Source organism: Hymenobacter nivis (genome assembly GCF_003149515.1).
Lineage (GTDB): Bacteria > Bacteroidota > Bacteroidia > Cytophagales > Hymenobacteraceae > Hymenobacter > Hymenobacter nivis.
The window spans coordinates 2,180,685-2,202,351 of record NZ_CP029145.1 but is presented as its reverse complement, the minus strand read 5'-3'; the positions used below and the strand labels follow the sequence as shown (position 1 = coordinate 2,202,351).

The 21,667-nt window shown below is 64.0% G+C and carries 16 protein-coding genes and 1 riboswitch; of the genes, 3 read left to right on the top strand and 13 right to left on the bottom strand.

Annotation, left to right across the window (positions count from 1 at the left end; translation table 11 throughout):
* Positions 1 to 187 precede the first annotated feature (187 nt).
* Positions 188 to 1,543 carry a cobyrinic acid a,c-diamide synthase CobB gene (locus DDQ68_RS09725; protein ID WP_109656116.1) on the top strand — a complete coding sequence of 452 codons (1,356 nt, stop codon included), beginning with the start codon at positions 188 to 190 and terminating at the stop codon, positions 1,541 to 1,543.
* Here the strand turns inward: DDQ68_RS09725 and cbiB are convergent.
* The 6 genes from cbiB to DDQ68_RS09695 form a co-directional block, all read right to left on the bottom strand.
* Positions 1,508 to 2,461 carry an adenosylcobinamide-phosphate synthase CbiB gene (gene cbiB / locus DDQ68_RS09720; protein WP_109656115.1) on the bottom strand — a complete coding sequence of 318 codons (954 nt, stop codon included), beginning with the start codon at positions 2,459 to 2,461 and terminating at the stop codon, positions 1,508 to 1,510. The two genes, DDQ68_RS09725 and cbiB, sit on opposite strands and share 36 nt — an antisense overlap.
* Positions 2,440 to 3,468 (bottom strand): aminotransferase class I/II-fold pyridoxal phosphate-dependent enzyme, encoded by a 1,029-nt coding sequence (locus DDQ68_RS09715; RefSeq protein ID WP_109656114.1) that lies wholly within the window; start codon positions 3,466 to 3,468, stop codon positions 2,440 to 2,442. Before DDQ68_RS09715 ends, cbiB begins: the two co-directional genes overlap by 22 nt.
* A 16-nt stretch (positions 3,469 to 3,484) precedes the next feature.
* Positions 3,485 to 4,957: a cobyric acid synthase gene (locus DDQ68_RS09710; RefSeq protein WP_211320260.1), complete on the bottom strand. Its 1,473-nt coding sequence runs from the start codon at positions 4,955 to 4,957 to the stop codon at positions 3,485 to 3,487.
* Between the two features lie 43 nt (positions 4,958 to 5,000).
* Positions 5,001 to 5,660 carry a 5,6-dimethylbenzimidazole synthase gene (gene bluB / locus DDQ68_RS09705; protein WP_109656112.1) on the bottom strand — a complete coding sequence of 220 codons (660 nt, stop codon included), beginning with the start codon at positions 5,658 to 5,660 and terminating at the stop codon, positions 5,001 to 5,003.
* Positions 5,657 to 5,962: a carboxypeptidase regulatory-like domain-containing protein gene (locus DDQ68_RS22780; protein WP_162549994.1), complete on the bottom strand. Its 306-nt coding sequence runs from the start codon at positions 5,960 to 5,962 to the stop codon at positions 5,657 to 5,659. Before DDQ68_RS22780 ends, bluB begins: the two co-directional genes overlap by 4 nt.
* Before the next feature lie 216 nt (positions 5,963 to 6,178).
* Positions 6,179 to 6,378, bottom strand: a riboswitch (cobalamin riboswitch).
* Positions 6,379 to 6,423: 45 nt separating this feature from the next.
* Positions 6,424 to 7,071, bottom strand: a complete 648-nt coding sequence (locus DDQ68_RS09695; RefSeq protein ID WP_109656111.1) for a hypothetical protein — start codon at positions 7,069 to 7,071, stop codon at positions 6,424 to 6,426.
* Positions 7,072 to 7,331: 260 nt separating this feature from the next.
* Here DDQ68_RS09695 and cobN point away from each other — a divergent pair, with 260 nt between their 5' ends.
* Together cobN and DDQ68_RS09685 are read left to right on the top strand one after the other, a co-directional pair.
* Positions 7,332 to 11,627, top strand: a complete 4,296-nt coding sequence (gene cobN / locus DDQ68_RS09690) for a cobaltochelatase subunit CobN (RefSeq protein ID WP_109656110.1) — start codon at positions 7,332 to 7,334, stop codon at positions 11,625 to 11,627.
* 208 nt (positions 11,628 to 11,835) lie between these two features.
* On the top strand, positions 11,836 to 13,830 hold the full coding sequence (locus DDQ68_RS09685) for a magnesium chelatase subunit D family protein (protein ID WP_109656109.1): 1,995 nt from the start codon (positions 11,836 to 11,838) through the stop codon (positions 13,828 to 13,830).
* A 27-nt stretch (positions 13,831 to 13,857) separates the two neighbouring features.
* Here DDQ68_RS09685 and DDQ68_RS09680 read toward each other — a convergent pair whose 3' ends face one another.
* The 7 genes from DDQ68_RS09680 to cobI are packed head-to-tail and all read right to left on the bottom strand — an operon-like array spanning position 13,858 to position 21,664.
* On the bottom strand, positions 13,858 to 14,556 hold the full coding sequence (locus DDQ68_RS09680) for a hypothetical protein (RefSeq protein ID WP_109656108.1): 699 nt from the start codon (positions 14,554 to 14,556) through the stop codon (positions 13,858 to 13,860).
* Positions 14,553 to 15,713 carry a cobalt-precorrin-5B (C(1))-methyltransferase gene (locus DDQ68_RS09675; RefSeq protein WP_109656107.1) on the bottom strand — a complete coding sequence of 387 codons (1,161 nt, stop codon included), beginning with the start codon at positions 15,711 to 15,713 and terminating at the stop codon, positions 14,553 to 14,555. Before DDQ68_RS09675 ends, DDQ68_RS09680 begins: the two co-directional genes overlap by 4 nt.
* Positions 15,691 to 16,464, bottom strand: a complete 774-nt coding sequence (locus DDQ68_RS09670; RefSeq protein ID WP_211320259.1) for a precorrin-6A/cobalt-precorrin-6A reductase — start codon at positions 16,462 to 16,464, stop codon at positions 15,691 to 15,693. The genes DDQ68_RS09675 and DDQ68_RS09670 overlap by 23 nt, the downstream gene beginning before the upstream one ends.
* 41 nt (positions 16,465 to 16,505) lie before the next feature.
* On the bottom strand, positions 16,506 to 18,386 hold the full coding sequence (gene cobM, locus DDQ68_RS09665; protein WP_109656105.1) for a precorrin-4 C(11)-methyltransferase: 1,881 nt from the start codon (positions 18,384 to 18,386) through the stop codon (positions 16,506 to 16,508).
* Positions 18,387 to 18,399: 13 nt separating this feature from the next.
* Entirely contained in the window at positions 18,400 to 19,572 is a 1,173-nt protein-coding gene (gene cbiE / locus DDQ68_RS09660; RefSeq protein ID WP_109656104.1) for a precorrin-6y C5,15-methyltransferase (decarboxylating) subunit CbiE, read from the bottom strand.
* Complete coding sequence (gene cobJ / locus DDQ68_RS09655; RefSeq protein ID WP_109656103.1) at positions 19,572 to 20,945, bottom strand: precorrin-3B C(17)-methyltransferase; 1,374 nt, start codon at positions 20,943 to 20,945, stop codon at positions 19,572 to 19,574. The genes cbiE and cobJ overlap by 1 nt, the downstream gene beginning before the upstream one ends.
* A complete protein-coding gene (gene cobI / locus DDQ68_RS09650) occupies positions 20,936 to 21,664 on the bottom strand; it encodes a precorrin-2 C(20)-methyltransferase (RefSeq protein WP_109656102.1) in 729 nt (242 codons plus the stop codon). The genes cobJ and cobI overlap by 10 nt, the downstream gene beginning before the upstream one ends.
* Positions 21,665 to 21,667: the final 3 nt, after the last annotated feature.

Genomic DNA, 21,667 nt, shown 5'->3' with positions numbered 1-21,667 from the left:
TTAGACTACTTCAACTTCATCAGTCCCCGCGAAGCCCGCCCGGCGCAAGGCCGCGAGTAGTGTAGTTTTGCCGGCCCCAGGCCCTCCCGAAATCACGTAAAGCGGCATTGTTTGGAATGCAAGCCGCCGGAAGCCCCGGCAGCATCGGCCCAAAGCTACGGTTAGCGGGCCTGTAGCCCCCGCCCTTATGCCCAACTCCCCCGCTCTTAAGCCCCAATTTCTGCTGGCCGCCCCGGCCAGCGGCCAAGGCAAAACCACCCTCACGCTGGGCCTGCTGCGGGTGCTGGCCCGGCGCGGGCTGGTGGTGCAGCCCTTCAAGTGCGGGCCCGACTACCTCGACACCCATCATCACACGCGGGCTGCCGGACGGCCCAGCCTCAACCTCGACTTGTTCATGGCCTCGCCGGCGCATCTGCACGCGACCTACGCCCGCTATGCCGCCCCCGCCGACGTGGCCTTGGTGGAGGGGGTGATGGGCCTTTTCGACGGGGCCGTGCGGATGCAGGGCAGTGCCGCCGACGTGGCCGAGCAGCTGGGCATCCCAATCATTCTGGTTGTCAATGCCAAAGCCATGGCCTACTCCGTGGCCCCGCTGCTGTTTGGGTTCAAGACTTTTCACCCCGGCATCCGGCTGGTGGGAGCCATTTTTAACTTTGTGAATACGGCTTCGCACTACCAATTATTGCGCGAGGCCTGCGCCGACGTGGGCGTGGAAGCGCTGGGCTACTTGCCTGTTAATCATAACTTTGCTATTCCCTCCCGACACCTGGGCCTGTCAATAGATACGGCTATTCAGTACGAAGCCATTGTGGAGGCCTTGGCCGATGCCCTGCCCCTCACGGTGGACGTGGACCGGCTGCTGGCAGTGACGCAAACGGCTGCGCCGGCCCTTGCCGCCCATCTGCCGGCGGTGGCAGCGCCTCAACCGCGCCGCCGCATAGCCGTGGCCCGCGACGCCGCGTTTACGTTCACCTACCACCAGAACCTGGAGGCCCTGGCCGAACTCGGCGAGGTCACGTATTTCAGCCCGCTAGCCGACCCGGCGCTCCCCGCCGGCACCGATTTCCTGTACCTACCCGGCGGCTACCCCGAGCTGTTTGCTGACGAGCTGAGTGCGAATGCCTCCATGCGCGCCAGCATCGCGGCCTATTGCGGCGGCGGCGGCGGCGTGGCGTACGCCGAGTGCGGCGGGCTCATGTACCTGGGTCGCCAATTGGTAGATGCCCAGGGGCAGGCCTTCCCAATGGTAGGCGTGTTGCCCTGCACGACGTCGATGAAAGACGCGAAAATGACGCTGGGCTACCGGACAATGGAGTGGAATAACCTCACTGTTCAAGGCCATGAGTTTCACTATTCCCGCCTGGAGGACCACGGCCTGGTACCCGTACCCGCGCAGCTCCGCAACGCCAAAGGCGGGGCCGTGCCAGCGCAGCTCTACCGCGAGGGCAATGCGTGGGCTTCGTACGTGCACTTGTACTGGGGCGAGAATTCCGCTTTCATCCGGCAGCTATTGCAGACGGCGGCGGTTGTGCCACCACAGTAGCCCCGCCATGCCCACCACCACGGCAGCGCACACCGCGTGGTTGAGCCGCGCCACGCGGTTGATTTCCTGGGGCGCCAGCGGGCGGGGGTTATGGCCGATATAGGGCTTGGACACGAGCTGCCCGTGATAAGAGTGCGCCCCTCCGAAGCGGCAGTTGAGCACGCCGGCCAAGGCAGCCTCTGGATAGCCGGCGTTGGGGCTTTTGTGCTGGTTGCCGTAGGTGAAGATGAACCGAAACCCTCGTCCGCTGCCAGCCAGCAGGGCCAGCAGCCCGGCCGTGAGGCGGGCGGGCAGCAGGTTGGCCACGTCGTCGAGCCGGGCGGCAAACTTGCCGAACTGCTCGTAGCGTGGGCTGCGGTAGCCCACCATCGAGTCGAGGGTGTTCACCATTTTATAGGCCATCAGGCCGGGCACGCCAGCCAGGGCATAATACAGCAGCGGGGCCACCACGCCATCGCTCAGGTTTTCGGCCAGGCTTTCGAACACGGCCGTGCGTATTTGCTGGGCATCGAGCCCGGCCGTGTCACGCCCCACGATGCGCGCCAGCTGGCGCCGTCCGGCGGCTAAGCCGTCCTGCTCCAACACCTCAAACACGGCCCGGCCCTCGCGCACCAGGCCCGTATTGGCCAGGCCGAAGAACACCCAGGCACTGTTGACCGCCACGGCCACGGGGGCCGGGCAGTGCCGCAAAGCCTTTTCCAGCACGAGAAACGCCCCGAAGGTGCCGCCCACCAGGCCGCCCGCCAGCACCGCACCCTTGGCCAAGCGGTGCGAACCGTGGTTTAGCCGCTGCTCCCCGGCGGCGATGAGCGCGCCGTACGCGCGCACCGGATGGGGCCAGCCTTCGGGGTCGGCCAGCAGCAGGTCGAGAGCATAGCCCAGGGCCAGCGGCGCGGCTATGCGGGTAAATCGGTCCATTCGCGCAGGGCGTTGATAAGCAATTGGTTGTCGGCCGGGTGCCGGGTGCACAGTCGGAAGTGAGCCGGCGTGAGGCCCCGAAAGTTGGTCGCGTCCCGGATGAGCAGGCCGTGTCGCGCCAGCAGCCAGCTTTTCAGGGCGGCCGCCGTGCCGTGCCGCAAAGCACCCACAAAGTAGTGGGTATGGCTGGGCACAATAGCCAACGAGTCGTTAGCGGCCAGCCGCGTGGCAAAGCTGACGCGTTCGGCCAGCAGCTGCGCGGTTGGCGGCTGCACGGCCGCGAAGTGCTCGAAGATAAAATGGCCCGCCGCCGCCGCCAGGGCATTCACCGTCCACGGGGCTTTTTCGTGGGTAAGCCGGGCAATAAGGCTTTCCGAAGCCAGCACATACCCCAGCCGCAGGCCCGGAATGGCGTAGGCTTTGGTCATCGAGCGCAGAATGAGCAAGTTGTCGAACCGGTCGAGCAGTGGCCGGGCCGTGGCAATGCTGGTCGTGAATTCGATAAACGCCTCGTCGAGCACGAATACAGTCTGCGGGTTACGCGCCAGCAGCGCGGCCAGCGCCGGCTCGGTGAGCACGCTGCCGGTGGGATTGTTGGGGTTGCAGACGAACACCACATCCGCCGCCAGCGGCCCGTCCGCCCTCAACTGCTCCCACGCCAAAAAGCTGAGTTGGTGGCCGTGCCGCCGGGCCGCGTCCTCGTATTCGGCAAAGGCGGGCGTGACAACGGTAGTGCGTTTTCCGGCCCAGGCCTGGGCGATTAGGTAGATGCTTTCGGTGGTGCCGCTGCTCATCAGCACCTGGCCGGGGGGCAGGCCGTGGTGGGCGGCTGCCCGGGCGGCAAGGCTTTCGGCCAGCACCTCGGGGTAGCGGTTCACGGTGCGCCATTGGCTGAACACGTAGTCCTTCAGGCCCGCCGGCTCGCCGCCGTACCAGACGTTGGTGCTGAAATCGGCCACGATGGCGTGGGGATGGCGGTAGGCGTCGTCGCCGTGTCCGTGGAGCATGGATAGTTGCGGGTAATCAGTTGCGCAGGGCCGCGTAAATCTGCGGCAGGTCCACGTTTTCGCGGATAAGGGCCGCCAGCCGGTCGTATTGCGCGTTTTTAAAGGCGGCGAAGTCAAGCGGCGCGCTCGCTTTTTGTTCGGTGTAGGGGGCCACTAAAAAATCGATAACCGCCGGATTGTCGAGAATGCCGTGCAGGTAGGTACCCCAGCAGCGTGGCCCGGCAAAGTAGCCGTCGGGGGTGCCGTCGTCGAGCGTGGCCACGGGCTGCGGAGGGCCCTCGGCAGTGGTTTGGCCCATGTGGATTTCGTAGCCCAGGCAGTCGGCGGCCGCGCTGCCCCGGAAGGCAAACCGCCGTTGCCGGGTGGTTTTTTCGCCTTGCAGCACCGTGCGCACGGGCAGCAGCCCCAGCCCGGCGGCGGCGGGCACCGGGCCTTCCACCCCGTTGGGGTCTTCCACCGAGCGGCCCAGCATCTGGTAGCCCCCGCAGATGCCCACCACGGTTTTGCCCGTGCGGTGGGCCCGCACGATGGCCGCCCCCAAGCCGCTGTTAGTGAGTGCTTTTAGGTCGGCGATGGTGTTTTTGCTGCCGGGCAGGATGATGATGTCAGCCTCGCCGATTTCGTCCGCCTCACGAGTAAAGAACAGGTCGACGCGGGCGTCGTGGCTCAGGGTGTCGAAGTCGGTGAAATTCGACAGCCGCCCCAGCAGCACCACGGCTACCCGTACCCGGCCGGCCGGCCCGGCCGCGCGGCGCTTGTAGGCCAGAGCCACGGAGTCTTCCTCCTCCACAAAAATATCGCGGAAGTAGGGCAGCACGCCCACTACCGGCACGCCGGTCAGGGCTTCGAGCTGCTGCCGGCCATCGGCAAACAGCCGCGCATCGCCCCGAAATTTATTAATGATAATGCCTTTTATGCAGGCTTTTTCCTCAGGTTCCAGCAGGGCCAGCGAGCCGTACACACTGCCAAATACCCCGCCCCGGTCGATGTCGGCAATGAGGTAGGTGGCGGCTCCGGCGTGGCGGGCCATGCGCAGGTTGGTGATATCGCGGCGCTTCAGGTTTAGCTCCGAGATGCTGCCCGCGCCCTCCAGCACCACCGGCGAATGGCGCGCCGCCAGCCGGTCGAAAGCTTGGGTGGCGGCGGCAAACAGTTCCTGCCGGTCGTTTTCGCGGAAGTATTCGTAGGCCGACTGCGTGCCGATGGGCCGGCCGTTGAGCACCACCTGCGAGGCCTGGTCGGAGGTCGGCTTGAGGAGCACTGGGTTCATGTCGACGTGGCACGGGATGCCGGCGGCCTCGGCCTGCACCGCCTGGGCCCGGCCAATTTCGAGCCCCTCGGGGGTTACGTAGCTGTTCAGGCTCATATTTTGCGCCTTAAACGGCGCGGGGCTGTGTCCGTCCTGTCGAAAAATGCGGCAAAAACCCGCCGTAATGACGCTCTTGCCCACATCCGACGCGGTGCCGACAAACATAATGGGACGAAGCATGGGGAAGGTATAGAGTAGGAAGGGCGGGTAAAAGGACCAAGTATTACCCTTGGCCCGGGGCAGTCGCCGCTGGCCAATAGTTCTCAAACACCAGCTCGGGAAGGCTCATCCGGCTCGCCCAGCCCGCGGTTTCGAGCATGGGGCGGGGGTAAAACTCTGCCACGTGGCCCAGGCAGAGGATGGCCACGGGCTGCGCCCCGTCCGGCATCTGCAAGGCCAAACGAACTTGTTCGGGGTCAAAAATCGACACCCACCCCATGCCGAGGCCTTCGGCGCGGGCGGCTAGCCACAGGTTTTGGATGGCGCATGACACCGAGGCGAGGTCCATTTCGGGTAGCGTGCGCCGGCCGAAAATGTGCGCCTCCCGCCCTGCCATGAGGGCGGCCACCAGCACTTCGCCGCACTCGCGGAGGCCTTCTACTTTCAACTGCAAAAACGCGCTGGCCCGCTCTCCCAAGGCTTCGGCGGTACGCAGCCGCTCTTGCTCCACGAGCTGGTGCAAGGCGCCCCGCAGGGCCGGGTCGGTGATGCGCAGGAAGCGCCAGGGCTGCATGAATCCTACGCTCGGGGCCTGGTGGGCGGCTTGCAGTAGGCGGTGCAGCACCTCGGGGGCAACGGGGTCGGGCAGAAAATGGCGGATGTCGCGGCGCTCGGCTATCGCCCGGTACACGGCTTCAATCTCGGCGGGGCTGAACTGGTTCAAGCAGGTAAGGGATTGGCAAAGTGAAGAAGCAGCGCGGAGGCCAAGGTAATAGCCACAACCCGCATCTCGTCTGCTACCAAGGTTATCAACTGATTTTTAAACGTATAGCCCAGTGTGCCGATGCGTAGCGCATACGTGCCCGGCTTGAGTTCACCGAGCCGAAACTGCCCCAGCGCATCGGTGCTGGCGCCGCGGGGCTGGCCCACCAGCCCTGCGCTCACGCCCACCAACGGCCAACCCGAGAGCGAGTCGGCTACGGTGCCCCGCAGGGCCACCGTACCTTGGGCCGCCGCCGGGTGCACAACAACTAGACCAATCGCGTACAGGCTCCAAAATACTGATTTTGAGCTAAATAATGGGGTAAGGTGCTGCCCGGCGCGGCGCGGGTCCGGGGTGAGCAAACGGCTCCGCCAAGCGGCCTTACGCCAACAACAACTATGGTAGACTATTCCCCCGGCACAGCCGGGGAGGAGCGAGGGGTTGGGCATGGTACGACGTGCCTTTCTGCCGAAGGCCGGGACTGTATGAAGCAAACGGCAGGTCTTCTGACTTCCCCCACTAACCGACGACCTTCCCATCCGGAACCGGACAGTGGTATTGTATATCGGGCAGCTTTGGAGGGGGTTACAGCAGCGGAGACTGTCCCGGAATTACACCGGATTCCCTTTTAAAGTCGCCCCGCACCGCGGAAGCGACTACCAATTGTTGGGACGAAGGTAGGGGATGAAGTCGTTTTGTGAGCGGGGCAGGGCTCGACACAACATTATCCCAGCCCCTGCGCGCTTTCTACCAGCGTATAAATTCCAATCCCAATTGAAAAAGCCCCCACCGCATAGTTGAGCCACTTGAGCGAGGGCTGCCACTGGCTTGAGAAACGTGCCGTCGAAAAGGCAAACAGGCACCCGTAAGTTGTCATGGAAATTAGAATACCGGCACTTTGGAGCACGATAATCCACACGGCGGCCGTGGTGTTGCGGGCCGCCAGGGTGAGGGCAATGGTGCAGGCCCCCCCGGTGCCGGCCAGCCCATGCACCATCCCCACCCAGAATGAGCGGCTAAGCCCCGCGGGCGCTGGTGGGGTTATTAGCACGGGTAAAGGTTTTACTTGGCGGAAGTTGCGCCGAATAGCCAGTACTCCCAGCCATATCATAAGTGGCCCGATAGCCAGCTCCACCTGTGCCGCGATGTGGAGCGAAAGCGTTGACTTCAGCAGCAAAATGAGGCTGGCAAACACCACGAGCGTTAGCGAGTGCCCCAATGCCCAGTGCGACGAGCGCCAAATGACGCGCCACAATCGTCCCGTACCCTTTTTTTGCTCGGTGGCCAGCACCGCCACGGCGGCCATGTGGTCGGGCTCGAAGGAGTGCTGTACCCCTAGCAAAATGGAGTCAAGGAATAACGGATTTAACATTGACGCAGAAGAAGATATCTTTTTAAAGTGCTAATTCAGACTGAGCGGTAAATCCCGAGGGTAGCCCGCTCGTTTGATGGACTGGCTGGCGAAGATTGGGCAAACTTACCGGGGGACTGATTGTAGCAACTCTGGTAGGCGAATACCTTGCGCCAGTTAAACACCCTGTCGCCGCCACTAGTTACTAAAACCTGCTGAGATAAAATCTGCTTATCCAACAAATTGCCTTCGCTAAACACACCATTTATTCTCATACAACCATGCGCGAAATCAAACGCCAGCGCGTAGTCCGCACCGATGGGAAAGCCATCAACCTGGTGCAGCGCCGGGGCCACCTTTCCTACTGCTATAACGCCTGCTGCTGCGGGCGCGTGGACAGGGGCTACGCTGCCGTGCCCGTGGAATTGTACAAAAGCGAGTGGCTGCGTCGCAAGCTACGCAACACCGTGCACATGACCAAGGGTGGCTGCCTGGGCCCCTGCACGCTGGCCAACGTGGTGACGCTGCTCTTCGATGGCCGTTCGACGTGGTTTCACTCCATCAACAGCGACTGGCAGATACTGGCTATTTTCGATTACATCGACAGCCTGGTGGCCACCGATGGCTATCTGGCCCCGCCCGCCGAGCTGGCCGAGTACGTGTTTCAGTTCTACAGCTGGACCGGAGCCGAAACGGCCGTCGCGGCCGGGGCGGCTCCGCCCATCGCGGCCGAGGGTATTGTTTTCCTCACCCACGCCGAAACCGACCTGCTCACCCTGCACCGCAGCGTGCAGGGGCTACCCGCCGATTTCCCCAAAACGGTGGGAATTAATTTGCTGGCCATTAAAAATGAAACCCACATGGCCCAGCTGCTCGACCGTGAGCTAGCCGCCGCGCGGGTCATTGTGCTGCGCGTGCTGGGGCGGCCGAGCAGCATTCCCGGCTTTCAGGAGTTGGTGCGGCGGGCGCAGGCACAGGGCCAGCACCTGCTGGTAATCAGTGGCGCGGGCGACTTAAACCCCGAACTGGCGGCCGTGTCCACGGTGTCGCCGGGTGTGCTGCACGAGGCCCTGGCCTACCTGCAGGCCGGCGGCCACGCCAACCTCACCGCTCTGCTGCATTACCTGGCCGACCACCTGCTGCTCACCGGCTTCGGCTACGAGCCCCCGGCCACGCTGCCCGAGCACGGTCTCTACCATCCCGACTTGCCCGAAAACGGCAACCTCGCCGACTGGCTGCGCCTGCGTGACCCGGCCCGGCCCACGGCGGGCGTGCTGTTCTACCGCGCCCACTGGGTGAGCGGGAATCTGGCCTTCGTGGATGCGCTGGTGCACGAGCTGGAAGCTCAGGGTGTCAATGCCTTGCCCGTCTTCACGGCCTCGCTCAAAGCGGTGGATGAGGCCACGGGCGCGCCGTGGGCGTTCGGCTTTTTCAGGGACGAAAACGGCCCGTTGATTGACGTGTTAATCAATACCGTTTCCTTTGCCATGAGCGAAGTGAACCCTGACGGACCCACCAGTGCAGGATGGTCGGTGGAGGCCTTGCAACGGCTTGACGTAGTGGTTTTGCAGGCAATTACCAGCGGTATGGCGCGGGGCCCCTGGGAGTCTTCGAGCCGGGGCCTAAACCCGCTCGATACGGCCATGAACGTGGCCTTGCCCGAGTTCGACGGCCGCCTCATCACGGTACCGATTTCTTTCAAGGAGAAAAACCGCGAAGCCACCGGCTACGTGCCCGTGCCCGACCGCATGGCGCGGGTGGCGGGCCTGGCCCGGCGCTTCGCCAGCTTGCGCCATTTACCCAATTCACAGAAGCGCATCGCCTTCATTTTTACCAATTCGAACAGCAAAGCCTCCCAAATTGGCAACGCCGTGGGGCTCGACGCGCCGGCCTCGCTGCTGACGCTGCTGCATGCCATGCAGGCGGAGGGCTACCAGCTGAGCGACCTGCCGCCGACCGGTACCGCCCTCATCCACGAGCTGGTAGACCGTTGCGCCTACGACCAGACCTACCTTACGCCCGAGCAGCTGGGCCGCGCCCCGGGGCAGGTGTCGTTTGCGCAGTACGCCGCGTGGTTTGCCGAGTTGCCGGAAGCTCTGCAGGCCAAAATGACCAAGCAGTGGGGCCCGCCGCCCGGCGAAACCTACGTCCACGACGGCCACATTGCCCTCGCCGGTCTGCCGCTGGGCAACGCCCTGGTGGTACTTCAGCCGCCTCGGGGCTACGGCATGGACCCCGACGCCATTTACCACCAGCCCGACTTGCCGCCGACGCACCATTACTACGCATTGTACCGCTGGCTGCGCGACGGCTGGGGGGCCGATGCCATTGTGCACGTGGGCAAGCACGGTACCCTGGAGTGGCTGCCGGGCAAGGGCATTGGCTTGTCGGAGAACTGCTTTCCGGATGCATTTCTGGGCGATTTGCCGCTGTTCTACCCCTTCATTATCAATGACCCCGGCGAGGGCTCGCAGGCCAAGCGCCGTGCTCACGCCACCATCATCGACCACCTTACGCCGCCCATGACCACGGCCGACAGCTACGGCGAGCTGGCCCAGCTCACGCAGCTGGTCGATGAATACTACCAGGTTGAGGCCCTCGACCCGGCCAAGCTGCCGCTGCTGCAACGCCAAATCTGGGACCTGGTGAAGCAAACCAACCTCGACCAGGACCTGGCCGTGCTGCTGCGCCGCGACCACGGCGACCACGTGCACGACTGGGACGACGACATGACCCCCGAAGGCGTGCCCGTGAGCCTGGCCGAAATGGACGGCAAGGACGTCGCCCACCTCATCGAAGACATCGACGGCTACCTCTGCGAGCTGGGCGCGGCCCAAATCCGCAACGGTCTCCACATCTTGGGCCAAGCCCCGGAAGATGAGGCGCTGGTCGATATGCTGCAAGCCCTCACGCGCCTGCCCAACCTCGGCGTGCCGGGCTTGCAGGCCGGGCTGGCGGCGCTATTTGGCTTTGACCTGGATGCCGTACTGAGCGCGAAAGGGCAGAAGCTGAGCATCGTAGCTGAAGCTTTTACCGCCCTGGCCGGACGGCCCGTCGTGACGGGAGCCGATGCGCTCGAAGTGCTCGACGAGCTGACCAAGCACTTGCTTCTGGCCTGGCAGCAGCAACGCTTCCGGCCGGATGCTCTCGACCAAGTACTGTTCGAAACGCTGAATATCGCGCCCGCGCAGCCTGAGCTAGTCAAAGTGCGCCAAACGCTGACCTACGTGGGTCAGCAACTCCTACCCAATCTGGCCCAGACCTACGACGAGGTAGCCAACTTGCTACACGGCCTCTCGGGTGGCTACGTGCCGGCCGGGCCCAGCGGCGCGCCCACGCGGGGAATGGCCCACATTCTGCCCACGGGCCGCAACTTCTACGCCGTGGACCCCCGCGCCCTGCCCTCGCAGGCGGCCTGGGAAGTGGGCCAGCAACTGGCCCGCGAGGTGCTGGCCCGCCACCTCAAAGAAACCGGCCGCTACCCCCAAAGCGTGGGTCTGAGCGTGTGGGGCACCAGCGCCATGCGCACCCACGGCGACGACGTGGCCGAAATCCTGGCCCTGCTGGGCGTGCGCCCCGTGTGGCAGGCCCAAAGCCGCCGCGTGACCGGTGTGGAGGTAATACCGCTGGCCGAATTAGGCCGGCCGCGTATCGACGTGACCACTCGCATCAGTGGTTTTTTTCGCGATGCGTTTCCGCATCTCATTGAATTGCTAGACGATGCCGTGCAGCTCGTGCTGGCCCTCGACGAGCCGCTCGACCAGAACTTCGTGCGCCAGCACTACCTGCGCGACCTCGCCGAGCTGCACGCTCAGGACGTGCCCGCCGAGGAAGCCGAGCAGCGCGCCGGCTACCGCATTTTTGGGGCCGCGCCGGGCAGCTACGGCGCAGGTATTCTGCCGCTTATCAACGAAAAGAACTGGCACGGCGATGCCGATTTTGCTCAGGCCTACGTGAACTGGGGCGGGTACGCCTACACCCGCGCCGCGAGTGGCACCGATGCCCGCCCTGAGTTCCGGCAGCGCCTGGCGGGCGTGGAAGTGGCCCTGCACAACCAGGACAACCGCGAGCACGACATTTTTGACAGCGACGACTACCTGCAGTTTCACGGCGGCATGATTGCCACCATCCGCAGCCTTACCGGCCGGCAGCCCAAGCACTACTTCGGCGATACGCAGGACCCCGCCCGCCCGGCCGTGCGCGACCTAAAGGAGGAGACCCTGCGCGTGTTCCGCTCCCGCGTTGTCAACCCGAAGTGGCTGGCCGGCATTCAGCGCCACGGCTACAAGGGCGGTCTGGAGCTGACCGCCACGGTGGACTACCTCTTTGGCTATGATGCGACGGCTAAAGTAGTGGATGACTGGATGTATGAGCAGGTGGCCGCCATTTACGCCCTCGATGCGGGCATGCAGGAGTTCTTCGCCGAGAGCAATCCGTGGGCGCTGAATGCCATCGCCGAGCGGCTATTGGAAGCCGCGCAACGGGGCATGTGGGCCGCTCCGCCGCCCGAGATGCTGGCGGCATTACAAGCGGTGTATTTGCAGAGTGAGACGCTGCTGGAAGCTCGAAATGAATAGAAGCTGTTTACAAAGTCGGAGGAATAATCCTGACTGTCATGCTGAGCTTGTCGAAGCATCTCTACCGCTTCGTTGAACGGCGCAGCCGAAGCGGTAGAGATGCTTCGATAAGCTCAGCATGACCGACTTGCGGCTTTTTAAACAGCCTCATAATAAAGCTTAAGGTGGTCAAAGCCCGACAACCTTCTCTCCCCAAGTAAAAAAGCACATGCACTACCCCTTTACTGCCCTGGTCGGGCAGGATTCTCTTAAGCAAGCCCTGCTGCTGTGCGCCGTGAATCCCGGCCTTGGCGGCGTGCTGCTGCGCGGCGACAAAGGCACGGCCAAAACCACCGCCGTACGCGGCCTGGCCGAGCTGCTACCCCCCATGCTAGCAACCCCGGGCTGCCCGTTCAACTGCGAGCCCGGCCACCCCGCCGACCTGTGCCCGGCCTGCCACCAGTCCGCTGCCGAAGCCCAGGAATTGCCCGCGCCCTTTGTCAACCTGCCCTTGGGCGCTACCGAAGACCGTGTGCTCGGCAGCCTCGACCTGGAGGGTCTGCTGGCCGACCGCCAGAAAAGGCTGCAGCCGGGCCTGCTGGCCGCGGCTCACCGCGGAGTGCTTTACATCGATGAAGTGAACCTGCTGCCCGACCACTTGGTTGACGTGCTGCTCGACGCGGCGGCTACCGGGGTGGCCACCGTGCAGCGCGAAGGACTGGCCGTGACCCACCCGGCACGGTTCACCCTCATTGGCACGATGAACCCCGAGGAAGGCAGCCTGCGTCCGCAATTCCTCGACCGATTCGGACTGATGGTAGAAATCGCCGCCCCGCGCGACGTGGCCGAGCGAACGGAAGTAGTGCGGCGGCGCGTGGCGTTTGAACGCGACCCGGCGGCCTTCCGGGCGCAGTGGCAGCCGGCCCAAGCGGCCCTGCAACGGCAGGTAAGCACGGCGCGGCAACTATTGCCGGCCGTGCAAATGCCCGATGGCCTGCTCACCCTCATTAGTCAGCTTTGCACGGAGCTCGGGGTAAGCAGCCTACGGGCCGATATTGCCGTCTATAAAACGGCCCTCACCCTGGCCGCTCTGGCTGGCCGCCCTGCCGCCACGGCCGCCGACGTGCGCCGCGCCGCCGAGCTGGCCCTGGCCCACCGTCGCCGGGCCCAGCCGTTCGACAGCCCTGGCCTGCCCTCCGAAGCGCTGGATGAGTTGATGAAGCAGGCCCCGGATGCGTCGCCTGCTGCCCCCAAGCCCGAGCCGGAAGCAGCTGCGCCTCCCCTTAATTCTACGCCTCAACATTCGGAAGAAGTAACGCAGCAAGCTGAAAATGAGCGGGATGAGCCACTGGAAAGCGCACCGCAAACTTCCTCGAATGAGGCCGCGGCTCCCGAGCAAGTATTTGGGGCCGGGCCGACCCCGGCCGGGCGGCCTATTCAGGTAGAGGCGGTGCCGCTTGCTGCTTTCGCTCGCGCTGGTGGCCGGCGTGGGGCGGCAACCCAGGGCGCGCGGGGCCACACCGTGCGGGCCGTGCCCGACCTAAGCCCATCGGTTCTGGCCATCGAGGCGACCGTGCGCCAAGCTGTGCTGCGCGACCCAATGGTGGCCCAAATCACCCGCGACGACCTGCACCAGCAAGTGCGCAGTAGTAAGACGGGGACCTTCTTGCTGCTCGTGGTCGACGCCTCGGGCTCCATGAGCGCGAGCCGCCGCATGGAAGCGGTAAAAGGCGCCGTGCTCAGTCTGCTCACCGAGGCCTACCAGCAGCGCGACACAGTGGCCGTCATCACCTTTCGGGGCGTGGAGGCGCGGCTGCTGCTGCCGCCCACCCGCAGCGTGGCCATAGCCGAGGAAGCCCTGCGTACGTTGCCCACGGGGGGGCGTACCCCGCTGCCGCACGCGCTCCAGCTGGCAGCGCAACTATTGGCGCGGGCCGACTATCCGGCGGGTTTGCAGCCGCTCCTGGTGCTGCTCAGCGATGGCAAAGCCAACGTGCCCCTGGCCGGCGGCGGCGATGCCAGCGCGCAAACCCAGCAGCTCGCCACCCAACTGCGCACCCAGCAAATCCCAACCCTGGTGCTCGACACCGACAACAGCTACCTGCGCCTGGGGAAAGCCGCCGCGCTGGCCGCTGCCCTTGGGGCGGAGTACTTGCCGCTCGATGAGCTGTCGGCGGCATCCTTAACCAACGCGATTCTAACGGTGAGCACCCGCCCAGGGTAGCTTCCCCGGCGTAGAACGGCGGTGCGACTACCCCCTGAAGCCGTTATAAATCCAGAGTAGGCCGACGCCAATCGACACGACGCCCACGATGGCATTCATTAATTTGAATACTACCTGATTACGCTCGATAAAGCGCGACACGGAAAAGGCCATGACGCAGCTGTAAGCCGTCATGGCGACCACGATGCCGACGCTTTGCAGGGCGATGATGGCAATGGCGGTGCGCGTGTCTTTGGCTGCCAGGGTGAGGGCCACGGCGCAGGCCCCGCCGGTGCCCGCCAGCCCGTGTAGCATGCCCACCCAGAAGGAGCGGCTGAGCACATTCATGGCGATTTCCTCGCCCTGGCCGCCGTGCAGGTGCAGGGCGTTGGTGAGGTGCGCGTGCTCGGCAAATTTCTTGTGCTCGGCCATCAACTGCTTGAGCTTATGGTTGCGCCGAATAGCCTCCCAGCCTAGCCAAATCATGATGGGACCCACCGCCAGCTCGGCCCAGCGCGACAGGTTGAGGGGCAGGGCCGAGCGCAGCAGCAGGGCCAGCGCGCTGAAGATGATGAGCGTGAGCGAGTGGCCCAGCGCCCACTGCGACGAGCGCCAGATAAGCTTGCCGTAGCCGGTATTGTAGCGTTTTTTTTCGGTGGCCAATACCGACACCGCCGCCATGTGGTCGGGCTCGAAGGAATGCTGCACGCCGAGCAGCAGCGAATCCAGTAGTAAGGGATATATCAAGCGGGGGAGGGGCTATCGTAGCTAATTGGGTTGAAGAAAGAGCGTTGGGAATCAGCCGCGCCATCGAAGCCAAACTCGTACACCAGGTAGTTTTCGCCGGCATCCATAAGCACCAGCCGGCAGGGCCGCGCGCCCGTGACGGTGCCTACCACCGCGTGGCAGCGCCGGGCCAGCTCGGCGTAAAATGCCTCAGCGGGGGCGAAGGGAAATACCTCGGTGAGGTTGCCGGCCATGGTGAGCTGGCCAATGGCCGTGCAGCGCTCGGCGGGGTAGCCGGCCGTGCGGGCCAGCCCAACCACCCAGTCCCGGTCCCAGCTCGACTGGTTGCTGTGGGTATTGAGGGCGCCCTGGGCCAGCTTCACAGCTTTGCCCAGCATGATGCCCATGGTGAAAGTAGCTAATGGCGAGGCGGTTATCTTTTCCAGCGTTTCCCCAATCCAGTTGCCGTACTGGATGAAGCTTACTGCGGGCAGATGCTCAAATAAGCGGCGCAGTAGCTTTTCGCTCCGCCCGCCCGAGTTGATGACGACTTCCGTGAGGCCATTGGCCAGCGCCACGTCGATGCCCTGCACGATGCTGGCAATGTAGGCCTCGGCCGAAAACGGTTTGACGATGCCCGTGGTGCCCAGGATGGAGATGCCCCCCACGATGCCCAGGCGGCCATTGAGCGTTTTTTTGGCCAGCGCCTCGCCGCCCGCTACCGCCACCCGAATGGATACCCCGCTCGCTAGCCCAAATCGAGCCAGCACCTCGGCTACTACCGCGCGCATCATCTGGCGGGGTACGGGGTTGATGGCCGGCTCGCCCACCGGTACGGCCAGCCCTGGTAACGTGACGATGCCCACGCCCGGGCCGGGCAAAAAGTCGATTTCGCCCGTATTATTGAGGGTTACCGTGCAGCTGATTTCGGCTCCGTGCGTCACATCGGGGTCATCACCGGCATCTTTCAGCGTGGCACACCAGGCTTCGTGCCGGTTGTAGGTGCATTGGGTGAGAACAAAAGCCACTTCCGGGCCTGCTGGCAGCGTGATACTGACTTCCCGCACGTCCTGCTGCCCGAGCAGCGCCAGCAAGGCGGCCTTGGTGCAGGCCGTGGCGCAGGCGCCGGTGGTGTAGCCCGAGCGCAGAGGGCCATCAGGAATCGGGCGAAGGGCCATGCAGGTTGGAGGATAAGTGCGCCAGCAGCTCGTCTGCTCGCGTGATAGGGCGGAAACCGGCCGGTAAAGCCGGCCGCCGCACGATAAAAATAGGTACTCCGGCGTACAGGGCCGCCGCTATCTTCACCGAGAGGAAGCCGCTCTCGCCGCTTTCTTTGGTGATAACAGCTTGCGCGCCGGTTCGTTGGATGAGGGCTACCTCCTCGGCCAGCTCCGCGCCGGGCCACCCGGTAATCAGGTTGGCCAGCGGGAAGCCCGCCTGCCGGGCCAGGGCCACCGATGCCTCGCGGGGCAGTACCCGGCAAAACAGGGGCCGCTGCTGCCAGTACCGCCGGAGCGGCCCGATGGTTTGGACGCCACTCAAAGCCAACGCAGGAGCGTGGCCCGCCGCCAATAGCTGGTCGATTATTTCTTCATAATCAGCCGCATAGTGTACCAAAGGATGAACTAGCCGCTCGGGGTACTGACGCTCGAACCGTAGCACGGGCAAACGTAGTTGCCGGCTGGCTTCGGCCACAGTGGCGTGCAGCTGCTCGGCAAACGGGTGGCTGGCGTGTACGATGCAGCCGACCTGGTGCAGCTGGCAAAACGCAACCAAAGCGGCTCCCGTGAGCGCCCCCCACCGGTAGCGGCCGTTAGCGGGCAAGCTTATTTCCACCGGTGTTTTAGTGGAGTACCAGAAGGTATAATCCGTGTTGCCTAACCAAGCAGCTACCTGCTTGCCTTCTGTAGTACCCCCGAAAACCAGCACTGTCTTGGCGGCTGCGGCCGGAGGAGTGGGCCGGGCGGGCATCAGCTCAGCGGGGCATCGTCGGCCCGCTTCTGGGGTTTCTTACTTTTCGGTGGCTTACCGGTGCGGAAAATATGCTTCCAGTCGGGGTTGTAAAGGTGCGAGCGGTTTTTGCGCGCCCCAATGGCCACGCCCACCACGATAAGCACCGTGCGCGTGAGCTTGTGCTGGCGAATGAGAGCGGCCAAATCGGTAAGTTGGCCGGTGTAGATTTCCTCGTCGTCCCAGGTCACGCGGTACAGAATGGCTACCGGCGTATCGGCGGGGTAATGCTGCAACAGCTGCTCCTGCACGCGCTTGGCGATGTTGGCACTCAGGAAGATACACATGGTGGCGCGCTGCTTAGCCATCTCGGCCAGGTCCTCGTGGGGAGGGAGGGGCGTATTGCCTGCCCCCCGCGTCAGAATGATGGTTTGCACCACTTCCGGGATGGTAAATTCCGAGTTCAGGCTAGCCGCAGCGGCCTGAAACGCCGAGATGCCGGGCACGATGAAGTAGGCCATGCCGCGCTCGTCAAATTCCGACATCTGCTCCTGAATGGCGCCGTAAATGGAGGGGTCGCCCGACTGCAGCCGCACGATGAGGTGGCCGCGCTGGTAGTGCGCGCTCATCAGGTGCAGTTGTTCTTCCAGCGTCATGCCGGCCGAGTTGCGCACCACCGCGCCGGGCTTGGCGTAGTGCGTGAGGCGCTCGGGCACCAGGCTGCCGGCATACAGAATAAGGTCGGCCGTTTCGAGCAGCTCCTTGCCCTTCACGCTGATGAGGCTGGCATCGCCGGGGCCCGCCCCCACGATGGCCACGACCCCGCGCCGCTCGGCCGCCGCGTCGAGGGCCACGGCCAGGGTATACTTTTTGCCCGAAGCGACGGTGGTTTTCTGCTTTTCCAGCAGCAGCCGGTCGTTGGCGCTCGCCACCTGCGCGGCCGCCTCGCTCACGCTGGGCACGCCAAGCTTGCTGAGCACCACTTCCGAAGGATTGGGTATGGTTTGCGCATTCAGCGCCTCAGCCGGGTACGTGAGCAGGGGTACACCCCAGCGCTCGGCCAACGCCAGGAAGGCCACCTCATCGTGCTTGATGTCGATGGAGCCAAGGGACTTTACTGATTGTATGGCTAGTTGATGCTCAGATAATTGCGCCCGTACCGAGGCTTCGAGCAAATCGGCCTCAATGCCCCGCGAGCAGCCCATACCCAGGTGTAGCACGGGCGCGAAGAACTCGAGCACCGGCACCGGCACTACCAGCGGGCGGTATGTCACGGCCAGCAGTAGCTGGTACTGGCTCCAGTCAATCTCGTCCTGGTTGTAAAATACGTCCACAAAGGGCGGGCGGGTTTTTTCGAGCCAGCGGGTGCCTTCATCCTGCACGTCGAGCAGCAGGGCGGTTTTTACGTTGTTTACAAAAAGCGAAATGAGCTGATTGAGCGGGCGGCTGGGCGCGGCCCGCCAGCCAAACTGTGCCGCCAGCGTATCCAGGGCCCAGATATTTTGCAGGTCGCTGGCGGTCGTGATAATGGCCTGCGCCCCGAGTACCCGCGCCAGGCGGCGGGCCAGGTCGTTGGCCCCGCCCAGGTGCCCGCCCACTACCGGCTGCACGAACTGCCCGTGGTCGTCGAGGTTGATAATGGCAGGGTCGGTAGCTTTGTCCTGCACGTAGGGCGCAATGCTGCGCACACAGATGCCCAACGCCCCAATAAAGATAAAAGCTTCGTAATCAGCAAACGAGGCTGCTAAAAAATCGGCAATGGACGTGATGGGCTGCACGGTGGCCGCACCGCCGGGGCGGGTCGAAAACACAATGCTGCCTTCCAGTTCCCGGCGAAGGTGCTCGGCCAGGAGCACGGCGCGGTCGGTGCTGGCCAGGATTGCGGTGGGCTTATTTTTCATGGTTTGCGGGCAGTTAGTACCCAGATGGGGTTGTATTGGTCGAGCTGCACGCGTTGGGGCGAGGCGGGCAGTAGCCAGCCCAACGCGTGGGCGTGGGCAAGAAATTGGTCGTGGCTTTGGGGCAGTACGGCGTTGAGCACCACGGTGCCACCGGGGGCGAGCAGCGTGTCGAGTAGCGCCAGCAGCTCGGGCAACCGGCCCCCGTGGCCGCCGATAAATACGGCATCGGGGGGGGCAGGGCCGCCAGCTCCTGGCCGAAGAAATCACCCATTACCACCACAATGCCAGGGGCCGACAGCTGCCGCATATTCGTGTCCATAATGGCCGCGCATTCGGGCCGCTGCTCGAACGCCACCACCTCCAATTGGGGAAACAACCGGCGCGCCTCAATAGCCACTGAACCCGTGCAAAAGCCCACATCCCAGAATACGCGCTTGCCAGCCAGCTCCAGCTGGGCGAGGCTGAGCAGGCGAATGGCCTTTTTGGTTAGCATGCCCGGCCGGCCCGGCAGCCCCACAAAGGCGGCATCATCGAGGCCCCAGCTGCGGTTTGGCGCGGCAATTTGGCGCAGTAGCACGCAGTTGAGCGGCAGAAACTCCTGCTGGGCAGCCTGCCCAGGCGAGTAGCAGCCCACCCGTTCGTGCGGGCCGTCGAGGTCCTCGCCCACCACCATTTCGTAGTGGCCGAAGCGGTAGTCCAGCAGCCGCCGGGCAATGGCGGCCGGCGTGCGCACGGCATCGGTGAGCACGGCAATAAGTGGCTCGTAGCGCAGCAGGGCTTCGTCGAGGTTCTGCCAGCTGCGGCCATGCACCGAGGTATTACGGACCTGCTCGTAGGGCTGGCCAATTTTAGCGCACAGCCGCTGCACGCTGTTGAAGGCCGGGTATACGGCCACGGTGGCTCCCGCGTCGTGCGTCTGAATGGTGCGCACAATGCCAAAAAATAGTGGGTCGCCGCTGGCAAAAATCAGAATGGGGACGCCGGCCGACCGGTACCGGGCAAACAGGGCCGCCATGTCGCCGCCGATGCTAATCCAGGTGTGCGGATTGGGCAATACGCTCTTAACCAGTTCGTAATGCCGCCGCCCACCCGAAAACACCGCGTGCGCCGCTACCAGCCGGCCAATATCGGGCGGCAATGCGACGAGCGGCTGGTTGGGCAGGCCCACCACGGTGTACTGTCCCATCAGTTCCGCGTGGGGGCCAGGGACTGAGGGAGGGTAAAGGCGGCGTTGACAATGCTGGCGGCCACGCTGCTCCCGCCCTTGCGGCCTTCAATTATGACCAATGGCAGGCCGCTGAGCGTCTTGATTTTGAGCTTCGCTTCCACCACATTCACGAAGCCCACCGGCGCGGCAATAATGCCCGCCGGCCGGCAATGGCCCGCCTGGCATTGGTCGGCCAGCTCAAACAAGGCCGTGGGTGCGTTGCCCACCACAAACAAGGCATTAGGATGCTGCGCAATGGCTAGCCGCATGCCCGCCTGGCTGCGGGTGATACCTTCCTGCTCGGCCAGTGCGGCCACGCGCTCATCGTTGAGGTAGCATAATACTTCCACCCCGTACTGCTCGCGGTAGGCTTTGGTAATCCCGGCCTGCACCATGGTCACGTCGGTAATGACCACGCCCCCGCCCGTCAGGTAGTCGTGCCAGTATTCCAGCGGTTGATTTTGGGCGTAATACAGCTGCTCATACTCAAAATCGGCGGTGCTGTGAATGCAGCGGATAGCCGCCCACTGGTCGGCGCTGGAAAGGTCGGGGCGCTGCAACTCCGCCCGGATTTGCTGGAAGCTCTCGTCCTGAATCTCGGGGCCGGTGACGGGCTTGCGCGCCAGATACCCGCGGGGCGTCACCAGAAATTCGCCGAAGCGATAGGTCTGCGAGTTGCCAATCAGCACCAGGCAGAACATATCGACCAGCGCTACATCCAACTCTGCTAGGGTGGTCAGGTGAATCGTTTCTTCGGGGCGCGTGACCTGCCGCACGATGGCTACCGGCGTCGTGGGGGCGCGGTGTTCGAGGAAAATACTGCGCAGCCGGCTCAACTGCCAGTTACGTTTCTGGCTGCGCGGGTTGTAGAGCGAAGTGACGAAATCGCCGATGGCGGCGGCCGTGATGCGCTTCTCGATGGTGGTCCAGGGCGTCATCAAATCGGAGAGCGACAAGCAGCAAAAATCGTGGCCGATGGGCGCGCCCAGCCGGGCCGCCGCCGCCTGAAAAGCACTGATGCCGGGCAGGGTTTGCAGCTGAATATCGGTGCGCTGCTGGCGGGCCGCGTACTCATACACCAGCGAGGCCATGGCATATATACCCGCGTCGCCGGAGCTGATAACGGCTACGTGGGTGCCCGGCCGGCAGTTATTCACGGCCAGCTCGGCGCGGGCCTCTTCCTCCGATAGGTCGCGACCCAGGCACACGCAACCGGGCTTGAGCAGGTGGCTAATGAATTGAAAATAATAGTGATACCCAATCACAATGTCGGCGTCGGCCAGCGCAAGCCGGGCCGCTGGCACCAGGTACGCATCCGAGCCGGGGCCAATACCAATAACGCTTAATTGCATAGCAAGCTCTTCAAAACAAGTAAGGAAAAATACGGTACCTCGCGCCCCATCAGGGCCGCCAGGTCGGTGGTCAGGTACTGGTTGGGCGTGCCCAGCCACTCGGCGTAGTAGACGGTAGCGTAGTTCGCCGCCACCGCCGGGCGCACGTAGTCCAGGGCCCCCCGCACCTTGATAAGGACCACCGTTTCAAACTCGCGCAGGTAGCCTTCGAGGGCGGCGGCGCTGGTCAGCAGTGGGATAATGGCTATTTTCTCGCGCAATACCGCCAACGGCACCTGGTGCGCGGCCGTGGCCAGTAAAAAGGACGGTACGCCGGCAATGATTTCGACCGGCAGCTGGTGGGCGTGCAGGTGGGCCAGCAGGTAGGCGAAAGTGCTGTAAAAGGTGCTGTCGCCCTCACTCACAAACGCCACCGTGCGGCCGGCTTCGTAGTCGGCCTTTAGCTGGTAAAAGGCTTGCTCATAAATGTGCAGCGCCGCCGCCCGGTCGTTCGCCATCGGCAAAAACATGCCGCACAATTTGGCCTCGTCCAGGTCCAGCTGGTCCAGGATGGTGCGCGAGTAGCTGCTGTGCTGCCCGTCGGCCTGCACCGAACCGGGGTAATAAATAAGGTCGGCGCGCTGCAAGGCGCGCAGGCCCTTTACCGTAATCAGCTCGGGGTCGCCGGGGCCCAGCGACACGCCGTAGATTTTGCCCGTGGGGGCTGGGGTAGGAGCCATGCG

Excerpts from the sequence above, each read along its gene's own strand:
- cbiB (WP_109656115.1), bottom strand. The coding sequence starts at position 2,461 with ATGGACCGATTTACCCGCATAGCCGCGCCGCTGGCCCTGGGCTATGCT.
- DDQ68_RS09685 (WP_109656109.1), top strand. The coding sequence starts at position 11,836 with ATGCACTACCCCTTTACTGCCCTGGTCGGGCAGGATTCTCTTAAGCAA.
- DDQ68_RS09725 (WP_109656116.1), top strand. The coding sequence starts at position 188 with ATGCCCAACTCCCCCGCTCTTAAGCCCCAATTTCTGCTGGCCGCCCCG.
- DDQ68_RS09695 (WP_109656111.1), bottom strand. The coding sequence starts at position 7,071 with ATGTTAAATCCGTTATTCCTTGACTCCATTTTGCTAGGGGTACAGCAC.
- cobM (WP_109656105.1), bottom strand. The coding sequence starts at position 18,386 with ATGAAAAATAAGCCCACCGCAATCCTGGCCAGCACCGACCGCGCCGTG.
- cobI (WP_109656102.1), bottom strand. The coding sequence starts at position 21,664 with ATGGCTCCTACCCCAGCCCCCACGGGCAAAATCTACGGCGTGTCGCTG.
- cbiE (WP_109656104.1), bottom strand. The coding sequence starts at position 19,572 with ATGGGACAGTACACCGTGGTGGGCCTGCCCAACCAGCCGCTCGTCGCA.
- cobN (WP_109656110.1), top strand. The coding sequence starts at position 7,332 with ATGCGCGAAATCAAACGCCAGCGCGTAGTCCGCACCGATGGGAAAGCC.
- cobJ (WP_109656103.1), bottom strand. The coding sequence starts at position 20,945 with ATGCAATTAAGCGTTATTGGTATTGGCCCCGGCTCGGATGCGTACCTG.
- DDQ68_RS09675 (WP_109656107.1), bottom strand. The coding sequence starts at position 15,713 with ATGGCCCTTCGCCCGATTCCTGATGGCCCTCTGCGCTCGGGCTACACC.
- DDQ68_RS09715 (WP_109656114.1), bottom strand. The coding sequence starts at position 3,468 with ATGCTCCACGGACACGGCGACGACGCCTACCGCCATCCCCACGCCATC.
- DDQ68_RS09710 (WP_211320260.1), bottom strand. The coding sequence starts at position 4,957 with ATGCTTCGTCCCATTATGTTTGTCGGCACCGCGTCGGATGTGGGCAAG.